Annotated in this window: 14 protein-coding genes and 1 pseudogene; 8 read left to right on the forward strand and 7 right to left on the reverse strand. The window is 62.1% G+C overall.

Translation table 11 applies throughout. The features are described from left to right. The first annotated feature begins 82 nt into the window (after window positions 1-82). From QZ656_RS14610 to QZ656_RS14620, 3 genes are all read left to right on the forward strand, one after another. The gene (locus QZ656_RS14610; RefSeq protein WP_291994087.1) at window positions 83-1,144 is read left to right on the forward strand and encodes a recombinase RecT; all 1,062 of its coding nucleotides are present in this window, start codon (window positions 83-85) and stop codon (window positions 1,142-1,144) included. Window positions 1,145-1,690: 546 nt separating this feature from the next. Next, a complete protein-coding gene (locus QZ656_RS14615; protein WP_291994088.1) occupies window positions 1,691-1,924 on the forward strand; it encodes a hypothetical protein in 234 nt (77 codons plus the stop codon). A 152-nt stretch (window positions 1,925-2,076) separates the two neighbouring features. After that, the gene (locus QZ656_RS14620) at window positions 2,077-5,559 is read left to right on the forward strand and encodes a DEAD/DEAH box helicase family protein (RefSeq protein WP_291994089.1); all 3,483 of its coding nucleotides are present in this window, start codon (window positions 2,077-2,079) and stop codon (window positions 5,557-5,559) included. Between the two features lie 150 nt (window positions 5,560-5,709). Here the strand turns inward: QZ656_RS14620 and QZ656_RS14625 are convergent, their stop codons facing one another. Both QZ656_RS14625 and QZ656_RS14630 read right to left on the reverse strand, forming a co-directional pair. After that, window positions 5,710-7,230, reverse strand: coding sequence for a transposase family protein (locus tag QZ656_RS14625; protein WP_291991619.1), 1,521 nt, complete (start codon window positions 7,228-7,230; stop codon window positions 5,710-5,712). Continuing rightward, window positions 7,227-8,135, reverse strand: a complete 909-nt coding sequence (locus tag QZ656_RS14630) for a DUF4338 domain-containing protein (protein WP_291991618.1) — start codon at window positions 8,133-8,135, stop codon at window positions 7,227-7,229. The genes QZ656_RS14625 and QZ656_RS14630 overlap by 4 nt, the downstream gene beginning before the upstream one ends. Before the next feature lie 75 nt (window positions 8,136-8,210). Here QZ656_RS14630 and QZ656_RS14635 point away from each other — a divergent pair, with 75 nt between their 5' ends. Both QZ656_RS14635 and QZ656_RS14640 read left to right on the forward strand, forming a co-directional pair. Continuing rightward, a complete protein-coding gene (locus QZ656_RS14635) occupies window positions 8,211-9,683 on the forward strand; it encodes a helicase-related protein (protein ID WP_291994090.1) in 1,473 nt (490 codons plus the stop codon). A 239-nt stretch (window positions 9,684-9,922) separates the two neighbouring features. Then, a complete protein-coding gene (locus tag QZ656_RS14640) occupies window positions 9,923-10,927 on the forward strand; it encodes an IS1634 family transposase (RefSeq protein WP_291994091.1) in 1,005 nt (334 codons plus the stop codon). A 45-nt stretch (window positions 10,928-10,972) separates the two neighbouring features. Here the strand turns inward: QZ656_RS14640 and QZ656_RS14645 are convergent, their stop codons facing one another. Both QZ656_RS14645 and QZ656_RS14650 read right to left on the reverse strand, forming a co-directional pair. Beyond that, the gene (locus QZ656_RS14645) at window positions 10,973-11,830 is read right to left on the reverse strand and encodes a DUF4338 domain-containing protein (RefSeq protein ID WP_291991636.1); all 858 of its coding nucleotides are present in this window, start codon (window positions 11,828-11,830) and stop codon (window positions 10,973-10,975) included. Next, window positions 11,827-13,527, reverse strand: coding sequence for an IS66 family transposase (locus QZ656_RS14650; RefSeq protein ID WP_291991655.1), 1,701 nt, complete (start codon window positions 13,525-13,527; stop codon window positions 11,827-11,829). Before QZ656_RS14650 ends, QZ656_RS14645 begins: the two co-directional genes overlap by 4 nt. Window positions 13,528-13,706: 179 nt before the next feature. On the opposite strand from QZ656_RS14650, the gene QZ656_RS14655 reads away from it, so the two are divergent. The 3 genes and pseudogenes from QZ656_RS14655 to QZ656_RS14665 form a co-directional block, all read left to right on the forward strand. Continuing rightward, window positions 13,707-13,931 (forward strand): AbrB/MazE/SpoVT family DNA-binding domain-containing protein, encoded by a 225-nt coding sequence (locus tag QZ656_RS14655; protein ID WP_169067718.1) that lies wholly within the window; start codon window positions 13,707-13,709, stop codon window positions 13,929-13,931. Beyond that, window positions 13,928-14,317 (forward strand): type II toxin-antitoxin system death-on-curing family toxin, encoded by a 390-nt coding sequence (locus tag QZ656_RS14660; RefSeq protein ID WP_291994092.1) that lies wholly within the window; start codon window positions 13,928-13,930, stop codon window positions 14,315-14,317. Before QZ656_RS14655 ends, QZ656_RS14660 begins: the two co-directional genes overlap by 4 nt. Window positions 14,318-15,013: 696 nt before the next feature. Then, window positions 15,014-16,324: pseudogene (locus tag QZ656_RS14665) on the forward strand (sulfatase-like hydrolase/transferase); the annotation flags it as partial. Between the two features lie 831 nt (window positions 16,325-17,155). Here QZ656_RS14665 and QZ656_RS14670 read toward each other — a convergent pair. The 3 genes from QZ656_RS14670 to QZ656_RS14680 all read right to left on the reverse strand — a co-directional run bounded on the left by QZ656_RS14670 (window position 17,156) and on the right by QZ656_RS14680 (window position 19,974). Further along, window positions 17,156-18,610 (reverse strand): peroxidase, encoded by a 1,455-nt coding sequence (locus QZ656_RS14670; RefSeq protein WP_291994093.1) that lies wholly within the window; start codon window positions 18,608-18,610, stop codon window positions 17,156-17,158. Between the two features lie 5 nt (window positions 18,611-18,615). Beyond that, window positions 18,616-19,047, reverse strand: a complete 432-nt coding sequence (locus QZ656_RS14675) for a hypothetical protein (RefSeq protein ID WP_291994094.1) — start codon at window positions 19,045-19,047, stop codon at window positions 18,616-18,618. A gap of 69 nt (window positions 19,048-19,116) precedes the next feature. Then, window positions 19,117-19,974, reverse strand: coding sequence for a hypothetical protein (locus QZ656_RS14680; RefSeq protein WP_291994095.1), 858 nt, complete (start codon window positions 19,972-19,974; stop codon window positions 19,117-19,119). Between the last annotated feature and the right edge of the window lie 326 nt (window positions 19,975-20,300).

Genomic DNA, 20,300 nt, shown 5'->3' on the forward strand with positions numbered 1-20,300 from the left:
TTTAGTTTATCAACCCCGGCGGGGAGACCAGTCCCCGCTCCGGGAGGCATGGTGTCTCCGCCATTTGTATTTGGAGGAAACCATGTCTCAAACCTTGCGTAACATCCAGAGCGCCCGCCAGGGGAATACGACCAGCGTGGTGTCTTTTCCAGCGATGCTCGAACAGCTCAAGGGCGAAATCGCCCGCGCGCTGCCCAAGCATCTCAGTGCGGAGCGCATGGCGCGGATCGCACTGACTGCGTTTCGCATGAATCCGAAGCTGTCTGAAGTGGAGCCACGCAGTGTCGTCGCGGCGGTCATCCAGTCTTGTCAGCTCGGTCTGCAAATCGGCCTGATGGGCGAAGCGCATCTCGTCGCCTTCGGTAGCCAGTGCCAGTTGATTCCCGGCTATCAGGGGCTCGTGAAACTCGCGCGCAACAGCGGCAGCGTGCAGGACATCTATGCGCACGAAGTGCGGATCAACGACAAGTTCGACATCGTCCTGGGCCTCAACCGTTCCTTGATGCACGAGCCGTTGAAGAAGAACGGCTTTCCGGCGTCCGACGACGAGCGCGGAGCGATCGCCGGTTTCTACGCAGTCGCGGTGTTCACGGATGGCTCACGCACCTTCCACGCCTTGTCGAAGGAGCAGGTCGAGTGGGTACGTGACCACTCCCGCGGGTACCAGATGGCGAAGAAGAACCGAAAAGAGAGTCCCTGGGACACGCATTTCGTCCCGATGGGCCTCAAGACGGCCATTCGCCGCCTGTGCAATCTGCTACCGAAATCGCCGGAGCTGGCCATGGCACTGGCCATGGACGAACTCAACGAACGCGGTAAGACCCAGAACATCGGGATGGCCGAGGCGATCGACGGCTCCTGGGCTCCGATCATCGACGACGAATCAAGTGAATCGAAGAGTAACGAGGCGGGGGCGGGCGACCAGAAGTCCGGTCGTGAAGGCGCCAACCCGCCGCTCCATGTGCTCCTCACCAGCATCAGCCAGGCCGCATCCGTTGATGACCTCGACGAACGCTACGCCAAGGCTGAAGACGCCGCCGACGACGGCGATCTTGAGCAGTTGCTTCGCGCCTATCGCAGCCGTAAGGCAGTGTTGACCGACACGGCTTCACCGGCCAGTGCGATTGTCGGCGTAGCGAAATGAGCGCCCCGCGAGAAAGCGATCGCGGTGTCTCTATCCAGGGCCGATGGCCCGAGCCCACGACGAAAGGCGTCGGTCCGTGCACAGCGAGCAGAGGCACCTGACGAAGGTTACCCGTGGGCTGACGATGACCTCGTCAGGCTCCACAGGCGCCTGCTGCACAAGTCGCTGCGCGCTCTGTTCGATTCGAGGGTCTGCGCCACCACACGGGTGGAGATCCTCGACTGGCTGTCCCCGAGGGAGTGCTCGAACGCCTTCTCGTACTACGCGTGCTGCGCGTTCTCTGGCCTCGATCCCGAAGTGATTTGGGGTCGAGTGCTGGAGCGTTATCGGCGACGCGATTCCCTATAAACCTCCGGCGGCAACGCCGGGCTTTCCCAAGAGGGTTGACGCAGCCCTTTGCGGAAAGCGGATTCTGGACCCATCCGTCGGATGGGACCTGAAAAGCGGTAGCTGGCCGCTACAAACAAACAGCATTTCTACCACCCCACGCGGGGGCGCGAGCCTCCAGCGGGGCATGGCGTCTTTCGCACGATTCACGGAGGCGTCATGACTCAAGTACCCCGGAGCACCGGCTATCGGTACTTCATCAACCTGGACGAGCGCGGCAGCTTCTCCGCCGACGTCCGTAACCCGCGTAAAAAAACCATTTTCGAGATCCACGGATTCCAGATCTTCGAGGACGGTTGGATGCTGTACCGCCGCGACCTCGATGGACTGAAGCAGTACCTCGTCGATCTGGGACTCATGAACCGCGAGGACGACCTCGCAATGGGTCAATAGCGCACGCGAGAGGTGTCAAGAGGCTGCAAGTTTGCAGCGAAGCCGTGGCGCCTGGCGAGAGTCGGCGCGCCATGACCCATGTTGTTGATTCCACCCTTCCGGTGACACACCCCGGAAGGGGTACGTGTCTCCGGCTTTTCAAGGAGACCCACGTGAAACTCACTCAACTCGCCCAGACCACTCTGTGGCTGCCGGGCTTTGCTCCTCAAGATTCGCAAGCAGTGCTCGCTGCAGGCCAGACGGCGGAGATCATCGCCTTTCCGCTCGTCGAACCGACGTGCTCTCCGGCTCCGGCAACGGGGCCAGCTCGCAGTCTCTGGGACCCACTCGACCCTGCGCTGCATGCGAGTCTTCGTGGTGACGTCGCCAAGTTCGAAGCGAACCTGGCGGCCATCGCGCTCCTCTCCAGCCTGGCCGCAGAGAACCGCGCTGCCCACGACGACGAGCGCGCCGTCCTCAACCGGTTCACCGGATGGGGCGGCATTCCCAAGGCGTTCAATCCCGATCAGGACGATCGGGCGTGGAAGGCGAGAGCCCAATCCCTGCCCGATGTGTTGGGCGAAGATTACGAAAGCGCCAAGGCGAGTGTCGTCAACGCCCACTTCACGGAAGTCTTCGTGATCGAGGCGATGTGGCGCGCCGTTCGCCGGTTGGGTTTTCGCGGCGGCCGTGTGCTGGAACCCTCTGCCGGCGTCGGCTACTTCATCGGGGCGATGCCAAGAGATTTGGCCGCAACCTCGGACGTGACGGCTGTCGAGATCGATCGCGTGTCGTCGCGCATCCTGTCGGGCCTGTATGGTCCTCATGGTGTGAGGACCCTCGCGGTCGGTTTCGAAAAAGCGCGCTTGCCGAAGGACTGGTACGACCTCGTGATCTCGAACGTTCCCTTCGGGAACTACCCGGTGCCCGAGGACCGCAATGTGCCGTATGCCAACTTCCTCATCCACGACTACTTCTTTGCTCGCGCTCTGGAGGTGACTCGCCCCGGTGGACTGGTGGCATTCATCACCTCCGCCGGGACGCTCGACAAGGGCGATGACCGGGCACGGCGCCATATCCGTGACCGGGCCCGATTCCTCGGCGCGATTCGTTTACCGTCCGGCACGTTCTCGCAGATTGCCAACACCGATGTCACGACCGATATTGTCTTCCTCCAGAAACTGGCGGAGGGTGAGCAGGCCGCCGGCGACTGGATCGGCGTCAGCGAAGCCCCGCGGTCGATATGTGACACGGATCGACGCCTGTTCGTCTCGAGTTGGTATGTCCACCATCCGGACCTGCTGATCGGTCGCATGGGGCTCAAGTCGAATGGCTTCGGTCCGGCCAATGCGGCGATCTTTGACGGCGATGTTGGCAGCGCATTGACAGAGCGCGTTGCCCGCTTGCCCGAGGACGTGTATCTCCCTCGTGCCGTCGAGAACCTGTTGTCGATGCCGCGGGAGAGCCTTGTCGCTGCACCGGAGTTCGTCAAGCCCGGCGCGTACTGCCTGACCCCGGATGGCCGCCTGGCCATCTCGGAAGGCGATGCGTTGCGGGTCATCGACGCGACGCTATCAACCGCCCGGCGGATTCGCGGCTTGATGGCGATTCGCGATATGGCACGCCGGCTCTTGCACCTACAGCCCGTCACGGCGGACGATGGTCGACTCGGCGAACACCGGGCCGCCCTGAACACCGCCTACGATACCTTCGTGGCGCAACACGGCATTCTCCACGCGACGGTCAACAAGCGGGCGTTCAAGGGGGATCCGGATCTGCCGCTGCTGCTCTCCCTCGAGGACTTCGATCGGGAAAGCAGCACGGCCGAGAAGGCGGACATCTTCTCCCGCAGAACGGTGGGCGCGGTCCGCAAGGTGGAGCGCTGTTCGTCGGCCGACGAAGCGCTGCTGGTCTCCCTGCACGAACGCGGACGCGTCAATCCGACGCTGATGGCATCCTTGCTGGGGCAGGCGGTTGAGCAGTTTCTCCCGGATCTGGCGGGTCGTGGCCTGATCTTTCTCGATCCGCAATCCGGCGACTGGGAAACCGCCGATGCCTATCTCTCCGGCAACGTGCGCGACAAGCTGGCGATGGCGGAAACGGCCGGGGAAGCCTATCTCCCCAACGTCGAAGCCCTGCAGGCGGTCATCCCGACGGACCTGGGGCCGGGTGAAATCGATGCCCGGATTGGCTCGACCTGGATCCCCTCGCGTGACTACGGCGCATTCCTCGATCATCTCCTGGAATGCGAGGGTTGCACGGTGGAGTTCAATGCCGAGGCCGGTGCGTGGAACATCGACGTGCCATGGCCAGGCGAACGCTCGGTCGCCTCGACGCAAACCTACGGCACCGGGCGCATGACGGCGGGTGAGCTTTTCCTGATCAGCCTGAACCAGATGGTTCCGACAATTCGGGACCGGGATCCGGTCACCGAGCGGTCTGTCGTGAACCCGAAGGAAACCCTCGTCGCCAGGGAAAAGCAGCAGGCACTCAAGGAGCAGTTCCGATCCTGGGTGTTCGCCGATCCCGAACGGTGCGAGCGGCTGGTCAGGCGCTACAACGACCAGTTCAACGCGGTTCGATTGCGGACGTTCGACGGTTCAGGGCTCTCTTTACCGGGGTTCTCCGAGGTGTACGCGCTTCATCGGCACCAGAAGGACGCCATCTGGCGAATCGTCTCCAGCGGGGTGAATACCCTGCTGGCGCACGTCGTCGGTGCCGGCAAGACCCTGACCATGGTCTGCGCCGGCATGGAGTTGCGGCGCCTCGGCCGAGCCAGCAAGCCGTGCTACGTGGTGCCCAACCACATGCTGGAGCAGTTCGCGACGGAGTTTTTGCGCGCCTATCCGGGGGCCAACCTCCTGATGGCCAGCAAGGACGACCTGGCCGGTGACCAACGCCGGACGTTACTGTCCCGGATTGCTACCGGCGACTGGGATGCCGTGCTGATTACCCATGCCTCTTTCGAGAGGATCAAGATGAGCGACGCCTCCATGGCATCGTTCATCAAAGCGCGTGTCCACGAAATCGAGCGCGCCATCCGGGCCTCGACATCGGAGCAGCGGGGGAATCGGATCGTCAAGGAGTTGGAGCGGGCCAAGAAGGTCTGGCTCGCCAGGCTGGAGAAGCTGTCGGCTCGTTCGAAAAAGGATGACCTGCTCACGTTCGAGGAACTGGGCATCGACTACCTGTTTGTCGACGAGGCGCACTACTTCAAGAACCTGTACCGCTTCACCAAAATGACGCGGGTTGCGGGTTTGCCGAACAGCCACTCAGAGCGCGCCTTCGATCTGTTCGTGAAGACGCGCCATGTGATGGGCGAGCAGGGTGGCCGTTCGGGGGTGGTATTCGCGACCGGGACACCGGTTTCGAACTCGATGGCCGAGATGTGGACCATGCAACGCTACTTGCAGCCGGCGACGCTGGACACCCATCAGCTATCGCACTTCGACACCTGGGCGGGCAACTTCGGGGAATCGGTCACGGCGCTGGAGTTGTCGCCGGATGGGAGTGGCTATCGCATGAACACGCGTTTCGCACGCTTCGTCAATTTACCGGAGCTGATGACAGCCCTGACGCATGACCTCCCCGAATCGACAGCACTTGCCGGTTACGCCCACTTTCGCCGCCGAGGCGGCCAGATGGGGGTTGGCTAGCGGCAAGGGAGCGCTTGCGGCGCGGGGGTTTGGTGTTCAGTCAGTGGGACAGGAGAGGTCGAGGGAGCTCCGTTACGATCGCCAGGCGAGCCTTTCCCGGCGCGGGGTGCGCCGCGCTTGGGAAGATGTGTTGGGCAGGCCTGGGCAAGGTTATTCGAGTTGCAGCAGGAACGGTTCGGCGAGAAGCAGACGCAGGCGTGCTGGGTCAAGCCAGGGCGCAGCACAGGAATTACGGATGAAGGCGATGGCGCCGCGCACACCGAGTTCTTGATACAGGTTGCGTAACTGCCGGGTGAAACGTGCCAGGGTATTGAACACATGCGCCAGGCGCATGAGGAGGTGATAGCCTTTCATGGCATTCCAGTCGAGGGCAAAGGCATGCTCGTAGTGGTAGCCCTGATGTTTTTCGACGAGGAAGCCCGCTTCGATGCCCCAACGGTGGCGGGCACCGAGGTTGCAGCGCTCATGGACATTGTCTTGTCTGAGCGGTTGGCTGGAGAGCCAGGCGTGGCGCGATGTTTCGGTGACGGTCCTGGCCTGTTCATCGATCTTTTCCCAGCTTTCCTCACAGACCACCAGGTTCAGCTTGAGACGCTGACGCCCGTTGGCCGCGAAGGCGTAGTCGATGTCGTTGACCCAGCTGAAGTGTTGTCGGCGCCTTCCCCAAGCGCGCTGCACGGCTTGTGGCTTCAGGGCGTGGAGTGCGCGGAACTCCTGCCAGACCGTGGACAAATCCTTGTCCTTAAGCACGATCATGAACTGCCAGTGGGCGCGCAAGCAGCGCTGCATCACCGGCCCGTTGGCGTAAAGGCCGTCGAGCAGGAGCAGGATCGGCAGGCGGGGGAACAGCGTCTTGAGCCGGTCGCTCAAGCGCACAAAGCCGCGCAGCTCGCAGTCCTGCTTTTGCGCTTCGGTATCGCCCAGCGCGTGTTCGAGGAACTCGCTGAGCAGTGGGACGACCAGGCCGTTGTGGAAAGCCAGGCTGGCCTCGAGGACGTAGACGAAGTACTGGGTGTGGCGGGTTTCCTCCTTGCCGACGGTGCGCTGGAGGAGTTCCTCCGCCCAGAGGGTGTCGCCGGCGACCTTCTGCGAGCCGTCGATGGCGATGGGGTAGCAGTGGTTGATCAGATAGCGGCGGAAGCTCTTGCCGCGGATCAGCCGCTTCACCAGATCGACGTGGGCCTGCTCAAGGTGGTCAAGGTCGATGTCGCGCAGCAGCCGAAACAGGGTGTCGGCGTGTGGCAGGGTCTCGATCTCCGGGAACAGCAGGTGGAGGTTGGCCATGAACTGGGGACGGGATATTTCGCGGTTGGTCTCGCGCCGAGAGGAGAACTGAAAGACGAACATCAGCAGACCGTAAAGCAGCAGCGCGGTCAGCTTGTGGCGGCGCTTCCTGGGGTCTCTCGGGTCGGGAATTTGTTCCAGTTGCTCGAGCAAGGCGGGTAGCTCTTTGCGCAGGAGACGCGTCTTTTTGCTCACGGCGTCCTCGCGGGCCTCCCTTTCCTCGCCGACGGTCGCGAAGGCTGAGCATCGGTTGGGCAGAGAAGTGGGGGAGTGGAGGACTTGTCCACTCGCGCGCCGTTTCGCGTTCAGTGCCTTTTCCTGCCGTTTCTTCTCTGAGCGCAGCTCCTTGAGGGCAGCGCGTGTCGGGCGACGGCAGGGTTTGCTCATGGCCGGGAGCTCCCAGGGGCGGCACACAGCCGGTCGCGACAATCGGCGCTCAGCGGTTTGAGCCACACCTGGCGGGGCGTGCTGCGATACGACTGGCCGGGGCGGGCCAGCCCGCGCCCGCTGGTTGCCCCGAGCAACTGCCAACCGGCCGCGCGGTAACAGGTGCCGGTATAGTGACGAGGATCGACGAAAGTCTCCAGCAACAGGGGCTCGAAGCCCCAGTGATCGAGCCAGTCCGCGCGTGCGCGGCGCGCGAGTTGTCCGAGCACATGACTGGCCAGATGCGGCACCCGGACGTGGGGAAAGATCAGGAAGCGGCTGTTGTTCACCACCCGCGCCAGGTTCTCGCGGCGGGCCTGGGCCGTCCAGCCGATCCAGCGGTCGCGCACGGCGACCGCGCGGGCAGCGCCGGCCAGCAGGACGCTGCCGAGCCGCCGGTCGCCCGCCGTGATGAAGTAGCGCAGGCGGTAGCCGAAGGCCCCCTGGAAACCCAGTGGGTGCCAGCGCGCCACCAGCGCATCCCACTGCGCCACCAACGCCGCGTCGCGAACGACTTCCAGGCAGACCGGTGCGAGTGCCGACAGGGCGCAGTGCACGGGAAGCTCCCCGGTGACCGTATCTACGGGTGCCGCGGGCGGCGCGCAACGGCGTGCTGACGACGGCCTTATCGCCGGCAGTGTCAGCAGCCCGGCCGCCTGCAAACGCTCCAGAAACTCCAGGCAGGCGCTGATCTTCGCCGTCCCTGTCAGAGTGGTCCACCCCAGGTGCTCGCAGACCGTCGCCGCCAACTCCTTGCGCGCCAATCCCGGAAGCCACGCCACCGTCCCGCACACCTCGGCGATCTCCGCGGCGCTGAATACGCGACCGCAGTGCACCCACTCCCCTTCGCTCGTTGCAACCACCACGATACCTCCGGCTGAAACGTGGACCAATGACCCTCCACCTATCCTGCCAGAAGTCCCCCCGGCTGTCTAGCTCCCTTGTGCGAAACCTTTTTTGCCTGCCCACCGCAACGCCTTGCCAGTACTGGGCTGGCGCAGTCATGCTTCAGCGCTGAGCTGATGACCCTGTTCCGGGAAGTGGCCGATATCCGCACCGCCGAAATGCTGCAGCTGCCGGTACCCAGGCACCACCTGGAAACCATCGCAGCCAAGCCCAGCGCGGAACTGAAGGCCTTCGTGACCACGCTGGTCGCGCGGGCGAAAGCGATCCGCAACGGCCAGGTCATGCCCAGCGAAGACAACATGCTGGCGGTGACCAACGATGGCCGCAAGGCTGCGTTGGACATGCGACTGGTCGATCCTGCCAGCCGGGAAGATCCGGACAGCAAGCTCAATCAGTGTGCGGACAGGGTCTATGGGATATGGCGGGAAACCGCAGCGTTCCGCGGTACACAGGTGCTCTTCTGCGATCTCGGCACGCCGACGGACGATGGACGGTTCAGTGTCTATCCCGTCATTCGGGCCAAGCTCGTCGAGCGGGGGGGGCCGTCAGAGGAGGTGGCCTTCATCCACGACTATGACAGCGATGCCGCCAAGGCAGAACTGTTCCAGTCGGCGAGGAAAGGGCGGGTTCGTATCCTCCTGGGCAGCACCCTGAAGATGGGGGTGGGCACCAACGTCCAGACCCGACTGGCGGCCTTGCACCATCTGGACGCCCCTTGGCGACCGGCCGATGTGGAACAGCGGGAGGGACGCATCATTCGACAGGGTAACCTGAACGAAGAAGTGCGGATCGTTCGCTATGTCACCGAGGCCTCGTTCGACGCCTACCTCTGGCAGACCCTCGAAACCAAGGCACGTTTTATCGCCCAGGTGATGCGCGGGGACACCGGCATGCGCAGTGCGGAGGACGTCGAACTGGCGGCGCTGTCTTATGCCGAGGTGAAAGCCCTGGCATCGGGCAACCCGCTGGTGATGGAAAAGGCAGGCATCGATGCCGAAGTGGCGAAGCTTGGTTTTCTGAAATCCCAATGGGACAACCAGCGATGGTCGAACCAGCAGGAGTCGGCGACCTTGCCCGGCAGAATCGCGAAGATCCGGGAACGGATTGGATCGATCGAAGCTGACCTCGCCGATCGGAGCGATGTACGGGGTAAGCCCTTCAGCATGGTGATCGACGGCCAGCACTATACCAATCGATCAGCGGCGGGAGAGGCACTCCAACGGCACTACCTCGAAGCCAGAACCCGAAAGATCGGCTGGAAGGCTGTGCGAGAAGAGCGGTCGGTGGGGCAGTTTGCCGGTTTCGATCTCGATCTCTCGATCCCTGCAGCATCGGACGATAGTCCTTGTTTCGTCCTGAAAGGCCGACGCGCCTATGCGGCTCATCATTCCGAGACCCCGCAAGGGATGCTCAGGGTGATCGAGAACGCGGCTAACAGCCTGGAAGAACGATTGTCTGAAGCGAACGACAATTTGTCCCGACGGATCTTCCACGCACCATCAATGTAAGTCGTTGATGTAATTGAAGTAAGCCATAAATCGCCCGAACGCGTAGGCATGTAACAATGTATTTACGGCTTTACAAACATGTCGTTATATTGTTAAGTGTCGGCATGTACATCGCCCACATCCCCAACCGCAAGTCTAGGCCAGCCATTCTGCTTCGCGAATCGTATCGCGAGGGGGGCAAGGTCTGCACACGGACTATCGCCAATCTGACGAATTGGTCTGCGGAGCAGATCACCGCGATGGAACGTCTGGTGAAAGGCGAGTTCGACGATTGGTCCGGGGAGATGACCAGTGGTGAGATTTTCGGTGTTCTGTTTGCGCTCAAGCATCTGGCTGACCAGGTGGGCATCACGCGGGTGCTGGGCACGGCCCCGGAAAGCAAGCTCAACTTGTTCCTGATTCTGGCACGCATCGCGCATGGTGGGTCGCGGTTGTCGGCGGTGCGCTGGGCGCAGCAGCACGCGGTGGCCAGCGTGCTGGGGGTGGACGACTTTGATGAGGATGATCTCTACGCGGCGCTGGACTGGCTGGCGAGCCAGCAGGAGCGCATTGAGCGCGAGCTGTACCAGGCCTATGTCAAACAACAGGGCCAGCCACCGGTATTGGTGCTCTACGACGTCACCTCGAGCTACTTTGAAGGGGAATGCAACGAGTTGGGGCGGTACGGTTACAACCGCGACGGCAAGCGGGGCAAGCAGCAAATCGTCATCGGTTTATTGACCGCGGAGGACGGGGAGCCCCTGGCTGTGCGAGTCTTCGAAGGCAACACGGCGGACCCGACGACGGTGGCCAGTCAGATCACGATTCTCAAAGAGCAATTCGGCCTGGCCGAGGTGGTGCTGGTCGGCGACCGGGGAATGATCAAAGCCAAGGGGAAAGCGGCGCTGTCGGCGCAGGGCTTTCGTTATATCACCGCCTTGACTGACGCCCAGGTGCGTACCTTTCTCAAGCAGGGCGTGTTGCAGACGGATCTCTTCGACGCACATCTGTGCGAGGTGGAGCACGGCGACAAGCGCCTGATCGTGCGCCGCAACGATACCGTGCGGGTACGCGAGGAGCGGCGGCGGGACGACAAGCTGACCCAGTTGCAGGCAAAGATCACCGCACGTAACGCCTTCGTCAAGGACTCCACCCGCGCCAGCGCCGCGACAGGCCTGGCCGCCCTGCAGAACTGGGCCAAGCGCCACAAGCTCAGCGGGTTTGTCACGCTGACGCTGGAGGAACGCGTCATTGTCTGGTCGTAAGTATTCGGCCAACCCGTAGCGCGCCAGCGCCATTGCCGAGGCGGGTTAGCGGCAGAGGACTGATCGGAAGGCTCTGTGAAGGGGGTAGAGCCAGATGTCCTTGATCGGGAGGATCGACTTGCTGGTGGGGCATTTCTTGCCTCGCCCGGCGGTTTGACCGACCTTGATCCAGTTGGCGGCCTGGTAGCAGGTGCCGCGATGGCGGGGCGTCTCGACGAAGGTTTCGAGCAGCACGGGGCGGTAGCCGTAGCGCGCCAGCCAGTCCTTGGGCAGTTGCCGCTGCATAAGCGAGAGGATCTTGGAGGCCAGGCCCTTGCACTGGATCCAGGGCAGGATCAGAAAGCGGGCATTGTTCACCACCAGTTGCAGGTTCCTTTGTCGCTGCTCATCGTGCCAACCGATGAATTGCTCGCGCGCGGCGAGTTTCCAGGCGCTGGCGCCGAAGCTGAGCAAGGCGACCAGGGTCTCGCCGGCGAAGACGAAGTAGCGGCTCTGACTGCCCGCCATGGGCGTGTGGCCGAGATAGTGGTAGCGGGCGATGTACTCGTTCCACAGACGCGAGTTCGCCGAACCGACGACCTGATGCAGACGCAGCGGCGGCAGTTCATGCACCGGCTGGGTGAGCAACGGTTGTGGATCGGTGGCGTGAGTAGGCAGATACTCGGGTTGGCGAGGAGCGGCCCGTCGTGCCGCCGGCAGGGTGAGCAGGCCGTCGGCCTGCATACGCAGCATGGCCACCCGGCAGGTCATATCCTTCAGCTCGCCATTGGGCTTACGCCAGTCGAAGAGCTCACACACCTGGCGCGACAGTTGCGCGCGGCTGCTGCCAGGATGGGCTTCGATCAGGCGGCAGAGGGCCTGCAGTTCGTCGTCGGTAAAGTGACGCCCGCAATAAGGCTTCACGAGCTATCGATGGGACGGCTCTGATCGACCGGGATGCCACGCATCTGAGCCAGTCGATCGGTCGCCATCGCCCAGGGCAGAAAGGCACTCAAGTCCGTCGGCGGCAGGTTGCCGTTGGCGGCGCAGGCCTCCAGATACGCCGTCAGCCAGGTGCGCGGGTTGATTCCCCACAAGCGCAGCGTCAGCAGCAAGCTGAACATCGTCGCGGCGAGTGCGCCGGACCAGAGACTGCCCGACCCATAGAAGTTCTTGCGTGCGACCACCGGCGTGCGCTGTGCGCGCTCGGCGGCATTATTGTCCATCGCCACCTCGGGGCGGTCGACAAAGACGGTCAGGCCGGACCAATGTTTGCGCATGCTTCGCAGCACCTTGCTCGCCGGCATTTTGAGCGCCGGGTTCGCCAGTTCGCTTTCCCGTTGACTGGCCATTTGCGTGATCGCCTGCCGCAAGGCGCGGTCGCGTTCGGCCCACTGTACTGGGTCGCTACGGACTTCCAGGCGCCGTCCATTCAAGTGGTAGAGCTGAGCGATCTGCTCGACCCAGGCCAGTGCCCAGTCCGCGAGCTCCGGATGGGCGTTGGCCAGTTCCAGGAAATCACGCCGCTGATGTGCCCAGCAGAAAGCCAGAATGAAGTGGTCAAGGACTCGCGCGAGCTTCTTGTAGGCCGAATAGCGATCACAGATGATGACTCCTCCGGCGCTACCGGAGAGCTCCCGGATCGGCACCGCCGCCGAGCGGCTCGGGTCGAGCACGAAGTGGATGACCGATGGGCCGTGGAACACCCAGAAATACCAGCGATGTCCGACCTTCCCTTCGGTCTCGGCAAAGACCCGCCAGCGGGTCTCGTCTGCGTGCCACTGTTTCTCGCTGCGTAGTTGGCCAAGCAGTGCTTCTTCAAGCGGCTCGAACAGCGGTGCCAAGGCACGCAGTCCGCCGGCCACCGTTCCTGCCGAGAGCGTCAGTCCGTGGTCGGACAAGTCTCGCAGAAGCCGATGCGTCGGCTGGCCGTACAAGAACTTCGACAGCAGCAGGTGCACCCAGATCGACACGCCGTACTTTCCACGCGGGATCAATCGTGCCGGCGGTGGCGCGGTCAGAATACCCCGCGCGCCCGAACACTGACAGGTCCGCCGGTAGCGCCGCCGGCAGATCTTCCGGCGGTAGGCCTTGACCTCGATCTCGAGGACTTCACTGTCTTCCGTGCCGGGAAAGTCGACGTAGCCCAGACCACAGTCCGGGCAATGCGGGCAGTCGATGTCGATGACCTCGATCTGCGTCGGCAAGTGACTTTCCGGGTTCCGCCCGTGACCCGCTGCTCCCGGTTGCTGACCTCGAGCTCGCGACGATTTTTGGTCCGCCGCCGGGTTCTTCTCGGCTCCCGAAGAGCGTTCTGACTTGCGACCAAACAGGCGTTTTTGCAGATCGCGGATCTTGCCCTTGGCCTGCTCCAGTTCGCTGCGCAAGGCCGCCTCGCGCGCCGCCGCTTGCGCCATTTCCACCCGATGAGCGGCCTCCGATTGCGCCAACCGAACCAGCGCTTGTCGATGTTGGCTCCGCCAGAAGCTGGCCTCCCAGCGGAGCTTGATTTCCTGCTCCTTGGTCAACGTCACCAACACCTCGGCGAACGGCGCCACTTGGCGGTGACTTGCCGCCGATCCTCCGCCAATGATGTCCGCACCCGTGTCCATGCGCCGCATGGTGCCGGATTTCCGCTGCTGTGTCCAGTCCAGATTTCCGGTCTACCCGCCAATCGCTGACTGAACCACGCCGACCAAAAAAGCGGGGGCTACGGGTTCACCGAATACTTACGCCACTTGCCCTGCACCCTCTGTGTTGGTATAACGAAAGTTATAACATCGACCGTGTGGAGCCTTCCATGACCACCCTCAAGCTTACCCAGATCGGCAACTCGCTTGGCCTCATCCTGCCCAGGGAAGTGCTGGCGCGACTCAAGCTGCAGAAGGGCGATACGGTATTCGTGACCGAGGCGGCGAATGGCGTGATGCTGACGCCCTACGACCCTGATCTGGACCAGCAACTCGAGATCGGGCGCGAGTTCATGCACGAGTACCGCGACACCTTCCACCAGCTCGCCAAGTGAGCTGGTGCTGGCTCGACCGGTGCGCGCTCGAATTGTTGCACGACGAGAGCTTGGCCGAGCATGGCGGCGCCAGTGGGCTGCGTGACGAGGGTCTGCTCGAATCCGCGCTCGCGCGGCCACTGAATCTTGCGCTCTATGGCCAGCCGGATGTGGCCGACCTGGCTGCCGCCTACGGCTTTGGTCTGGCGCGTAACCACCCTTTTGTCGACGGCAACAAGCGCGTCGCTTTTCTGGCGGTGGGCCTGTTTCTCGCGCTCAACGGCCGGCGCCTGGTGGCGAGCCACGCCGATGCCACGCTGACCGTGCTCGCCGTCGCATCGGGCCAGATTGATGAAGCGACGTTCGCGCGCTGGGTGCGCGAGCACAGCGCGCCGCGCCACTCTTGAGCTCGTCCTGCCGGGCGAGCGAGCGGCGCGGCTCACAGGGGATCGGCATCATCATTAACCGGCTACTCGCCAACGCCATTCTGCTCTCTCTGGTCCGACACAAGTAGGTGGCCGAGTGCGCGCCTGAATTTGATGGCGCAGGTTGGGTCGGGCTCCTTAGTTGACCGCGCGGCCTAGCGATGGGTAGATGAGCACTGTCTGGAGAGGCCTGAGGGAGGCCTCATTTGGTGGCTTTCAGCGATGAGCAGACGGTCGCGACTTTTTTTGAAAGCCGACGACGTTAGCCTGGAGCGCTCAGCCGTAAGCGGTCATTCGGCTGCGCCTGTGGCTTTCTTCGCCTGACCGACCGCTATGCGCCGGCAATCAGCCGGTGGGCGCAGAATGGCGTCGGTCGGCAGCCGGCCACAAGCCGCCGGTCAGTCATTCAGGGGGAACGACAGCAATGCAGCGAAAGCAGGCGGTGACGTATCATGACGTGGAGATGTGGCCGAGGCAAAATCAGCTCGCAAGAGGCGGTTTGTTGGCGGGAATTTCTCTCCTCTCTGCAGTCGCTGAAGAATCTACTATCTGACACTAAGAATTTCGCTGCCTTGAGGTTGTTCGTGCCGAGAACTAATGATTGACCTGCCGCCGCTCGATAGCGATACTCCGCGCAAGCGGTTGGCATCCCTATCCTTGGAAAACGGAAGGAACGATATGAAGACAAGAAGCTTCCTCATGGCGGCGCTGGTGAGCGCACTGGCACTGACCAGCGCCCACGCCCAGCAAATCATCGGCACGCCCGGTTCGCCCAGCGCCACGCAAGTCATCAACGGAAACCAACTGCCGCCTCCGCCGTTGAAGTTCGGCGGCGTCATCAAGGAAACCGCCCCGGATTCCAAACCGTATTGGCCGCCCCGGGTAGTGCCACCGAAAGGCGCACCCAACGTGCTGCTAATCATGACCGATGACCAGGGCTATGGCGTTTCAGGCACCTTCGGTGGCGTCGTCCCGACACCGGCCATGGATCGTATCGCGAAGGCCGGCTTGCGCTACACGCAGTTCCACTCTACCGCGCTGTGCTCGCCGACGCGGGCGGCGCTGATCACCGGTCGTAACCATCACTCGGTCGGCTTCGGCGTGATCGGTGAAATGTCTACCGGCTTTCCGGGCTACGATTCCGTCATCACTCCCGACAAGGCAACCATCGGCACCATCTTGCGCGACAACGGCTACGCCACCTCGTGGTTTGGAAAGAACCACAACACGCCCACCTATCAGTACAGCGTGGCCGGCCCTTACGACCAGTGGCCGTCCGGGATGGGCTTTGAATATTTCTACGGCTTTATGGGCGGCGAAACTGACCAGTGGACGCCCTATCTTTTCCGCGATCACACGCAGATCTTTCCGTTCGTCGGCAAGAAAGATTACAACCTCATCACCGACATGGCGGACGAGGCCATCAAGTACATGGGCGACCTGAACGCGGCCGCACCCGAGAAGCCGTTCTTTGTCTACTACGTGCCCGGCGGTACGCACTCGCCGCATCAACCCAAACTAGAATGGCGGGAGAAGTTCAAAGGCAAGTTCGACATGGGCTGGGAAAAGCTGCGTGAGCAAATCATCGCCAACCAGAAACGGCTCGGCATTATTCCGGCAAACACCCAACTCACCCCGTGGCCGGATGGTCAGGCCGAGTACGCCGGCGCGAAGCTGCCGAAGTGGGACTCGCTGACCGAGATCCAGAAGAAACTGTATGCCCGCGAAGCGGAGAACTTCGCCGGTTATGTCGCCTATACGGACCACGAGATCGGCCGTGTCATTCAAGCCGTCGAAGACATGGGCAAGCTGGACAACACGATCATCATCTACATCAGCGGCGACAATGGCACCAGCGCTGAAGGCACTCTGGAGGGCACCTTCAACCAGATGACCGCCTATAACGGCATTCTGAGTCTGCCCGAGGCCGAGCAGCTGTTGCACTATGAGGACTGGGGTCAGGCCAAGACTTACCCGCACATGTCCATTGACGAGACCTTCGATGTGGGGCTGGATACGCGATCGGGAGTGGACGACAGCTACGAGTTGCCCTTCAAGTTCACCGGCACGATTGAGAAGCTGACCTTCAAGCTCGGCCCATCGCAGATGACGGCGGAGGCGCAGAAGGCGGCGGCCGAAGCGCTCAAGAAAGCCATGGATTAACCCTTCGACTTGAAAACACGCGGGCAGCCTCCCACGAGGCGGCCCGCAGCTTTACCTGCGAACCGATTCGAATGTTCGCGACCACCGCTTTACCCCCAGGTGGCGACGGTCGACGTCGAACTCCACAGGCACCGACTTCGCTTAGATCGTCTTGAAAGGCGCCAACGCCGAACGGCTCTCGCCAGCCTGCTGCGGACGTGGCGCTGAAAAGTCGCAATGACCGTTGATGGCTGGGTTGCCACCTGCCCACCAACGCAATCGGACAGGCTCCTCACGACCCGACACCGCCCGTCAGGCTATTGAGAAGCAGACGTCGAACGTTCTGCTTCACCGGCGCGGCGGGTGAATCGCCTCACCGCAGGCGCATGCAGGTCGCATCGCGATTGTCCAATGCGATATGGTCGGTGACAAGAAACCAAGCTCTTTCTGGTGTGAGCTGCCCTCAGATTTCGCCTGCCAAGGATGACATAGACTTGAGTCACCCTTAGGAGGCGGGAAATGGACATCCCGAACCAGCGCGTCAGGTCGACCGCAAGATTGGGCCGTACGTCATGCCACGATGGTGAGCGTCAGACCTTTCTTCCCCGCGGCAACGTTGGTTGCCAAATGCATCCTGATGCCTTGACAACACGCACCGCTGTGGTTCCTGCGCGACACTCACAAGCCGGCGATGAATTTCAGCGCCGTGACGCTCGGCAGAAAGCAGTAGGCAACCGCCTGCGTAGTCACGAAGTTCGAGAAGCCGTTGATCCGTAGCGGCGGCCCCTGCGGCTGAGGCATCTCGAATATGCTTCCGGCGGCGTCGTTGTGCCCGATCACGACATCTTTGGAATTGGGATTGAGCCGGACGGAGCCAACGAATGCAGCGTCGTCCACCCATTGTTTCAGGATGAACTCGTACTGGTTCTCGATGTTGGAGTTGACGAAGTATCCCAGTAACCCGCGTTCGATTCCGTCATCCGGCTGGCCAGGAATATAAGTAGGTCCATAGGGCAGCCCGCGCCGTATGAGGCGGTGGCTATTATTGCTCCCACCGGGCCGTCCTTGGCCCGTTACAGGCTGACCGCGGGGATTGACCCGGCGTATATGCGACCCGACAGGACAACGCAGCCCCCTGGGATCACCCGACCCATCCTGATTGACGTACTCGAAGTCGTTCAGTCTTTCAGGTGAGATACCCCCTTCGGGTGAGTCCGTATCTGGCGACAGTGCGAGGGGCACGCCATTGCGCCAGCGGCCCATGATCTTCGCTGCGAGGAGTTCCGGATTGATCGTGTCCTTGTTGCTCTGCAGGAAGCTTTCGAACCCGACTACGTCCTGCCGCATCATCTTGAAAACCCCAAAACTGCCGTTCCTCCCGAGCTGCGGTGGTTCTGGGAGGTAATAATTCTCAGCCTCTTCGAGGAGCACGAACAACCATGGCTCGCACGGCTCTTGGTGGTCGGGTTGAGTGGGTTCCGGTCCGCCGCGAATGGTCGGCGTACTGATAGCATCCACATAGCCGAAGTGAACTTTTGGCACGGGTACCGGTTTGCCGTCCTGAATTTCGAGGAGGGCCATGCCATCGCCGTGCCAGAGCTGCTCGAACGCACCTCCCTGCTCGAACAGAGCGGTAAGCCGCAGGGCGTAGCTTCGCAGCGCTTCAAAGCTCAAGGCGTGCAGCGTCACCATGACGTGGTCGCTTCCGGTTCCGAACCCGCCGATCCAGTGCTCCGGCGCATTGAGTCCCTTGTCGCCAACCCGCTCGGCGCGCTGCGCCGCCCCCTCAACGAACGCCGTGAAGGACTTGAACGAAAGGGCAGGAACGCGATCGCTTACTTCGAGTGCCACTAACCCAGGCCACGTGATGCCCACATTGAGGCAATAGTCCGGTCTGCGGCACGGGCTTGCCGACGGGTCATCGCCCGGCCCCGGCGCGAACCCGACCTGCCACTCTTCGGCAGTCGTGACCTGCGGGGCATCCTTTTCCTCGCCACTTACCAGCCGCCCGAGTAAGGCGCGCGCTGCCGCGGGCGTCTTCACCTTCAGCAGGTAGTATCGCACCATTGGCATGCGATACCCGCGCAGTATCAAGCCTTGAATGTCTTCGAGATCGAGCTTGCTCGTGCTCATGGCATTCACCGATGCTCCGCCATGGCCAATGTCTTGATGTCGCCAACGCTCAAGTTCGGATAGGCGCTGTAGAAGGCTAGCGGCTCGATATTGTGCGCCTTAACCCATTCGAGCAACGCTTCTGCATTCTTCGCGACCGGCGTCGGCGGAGGGTCAACAACGTGAGCGAAAATGGTGTCGAAGATTGGGCCGAGATGCTTGGTGAAATCCATGACGTAGTCCCGCAACTCGCCGTCATACTCGCTCACAAAGGCGAGTGTCGTTTCGCCCAGAACGACGAATCGCGCGAAGTGCAATGTGCCGATGATATCTGCCGCGTCGAACAGCTTGGGAATCAGCGGAGGCAGCGTTAGCGCCAGGGTTTGCATGTCGGAGGCCGACTTGACTGGAAAAATCAGGAAGAAAGGTGATTGAACGTTACCGTCTACGGTGCCCATGATCTCTCCATGCCAGGCCGAAGGGTTGGTTTTCGCACAGCGCGGCTGCAGCGGGCCGTCGCAATCGCACTAGCCGGGAAGGAGCGCGTTCACGTCTTGCACGGTCAACCCGGGATAGGCCTTATAGAACCCGATCGGTTGCAGGTCGCGTGCTGCCACCCACTCGGCCAACGCATCGGCATTCTTTGCGCTTGGCGTGGGTGGCGGGTCGATGACAAACTTGAACAAAAGGTCGAAGATCGGCCCGAGCTTCTCCGCAAAATCCTGGATGTACTTGTCGAAGGGACCGTCGTAGACGGTGAAGAAGCCCAGCTTGCTGTCCTCGAGCGGAACGAAGTGGGCGAAATGCAACGTTCCAACCGTATCCGACCCATTGACCAGCGTGGAGCCTGCCACGCGAAATACCACCTGTTCCAACGCGAGCTCGGCCACCTTCCCCTTGAGCGGCATGATGACCAGGAATGGAAGCTGCTCGCTCGCACCGGTAACACCCGCCGCCGCCGCTTGGGACTTGATTTCTCGCACTGTGGCGGTCGGATTGGACGTATACACAGCGACAGGGTCCAGCGCATGCGCACGTGTCCATTGGATGAATGCGTCGGCATTGTCGGCCACGGGCGCGGGCGGCGGGCTCTCCAGGCAGCCGAGTATGGCGTCAAATACCGGCCCAGCTTGCTTGGCGAGATGTCCAAGGAACTCCGCGACTTCCCCGTCGATGTCGGCGAGAAACAGCAGGGTCTTGTCGCTCAACACGACGAACCGGGAGTAATGCACGGTGCCGGCGGCCTCTGTCGCCTCGAGCAGTGCAGGCATCAATGGGGGCAACTTGTCTGCCAGCGACTTCGCGTCCGATGGCGATTTTATCGGGAATGCGATCGTGACGTGATTTTGCACGCCAGACCGGCCGGCAACAGCCAACTTACTCATGCGAGCATCCTTCCTTGTCAGAGTGTTCGGCGTGGGCAGGGTGCATTCTCAACGTGCCAGAGTCCGCACAACGACTGTTCAATGATCGCCCATGGATTCAATAATAGAGGCAGGTGCCAGCCGTTGTCGACGAAAGCCTTCTCGTCGTTGCGATGTTCTTTGCGGCATTCGGGGCCGTGATCAAGTCCGTCGGAGATCGTGGACCGTGCGGCCCAATGACTTTGGGGCCCTTTAAGCAATTTGTTGTTCAATTAGGAGGACCCCTATGGGTCCCTATGGTCAACCCCTTCACCGCGCTGGTACTGCTCCACCACCACTTCTCAGCG

The sequence above is a fragment of the Candidatus Accumulibacter sp. ACC003 genome (assembly GCF_907163085.1).
GTDB lineage: Bacteria > Pseudomonadota > Gammaproteobacteria > Burkholderiales > Rhodocyclaceae > Accumulibacter.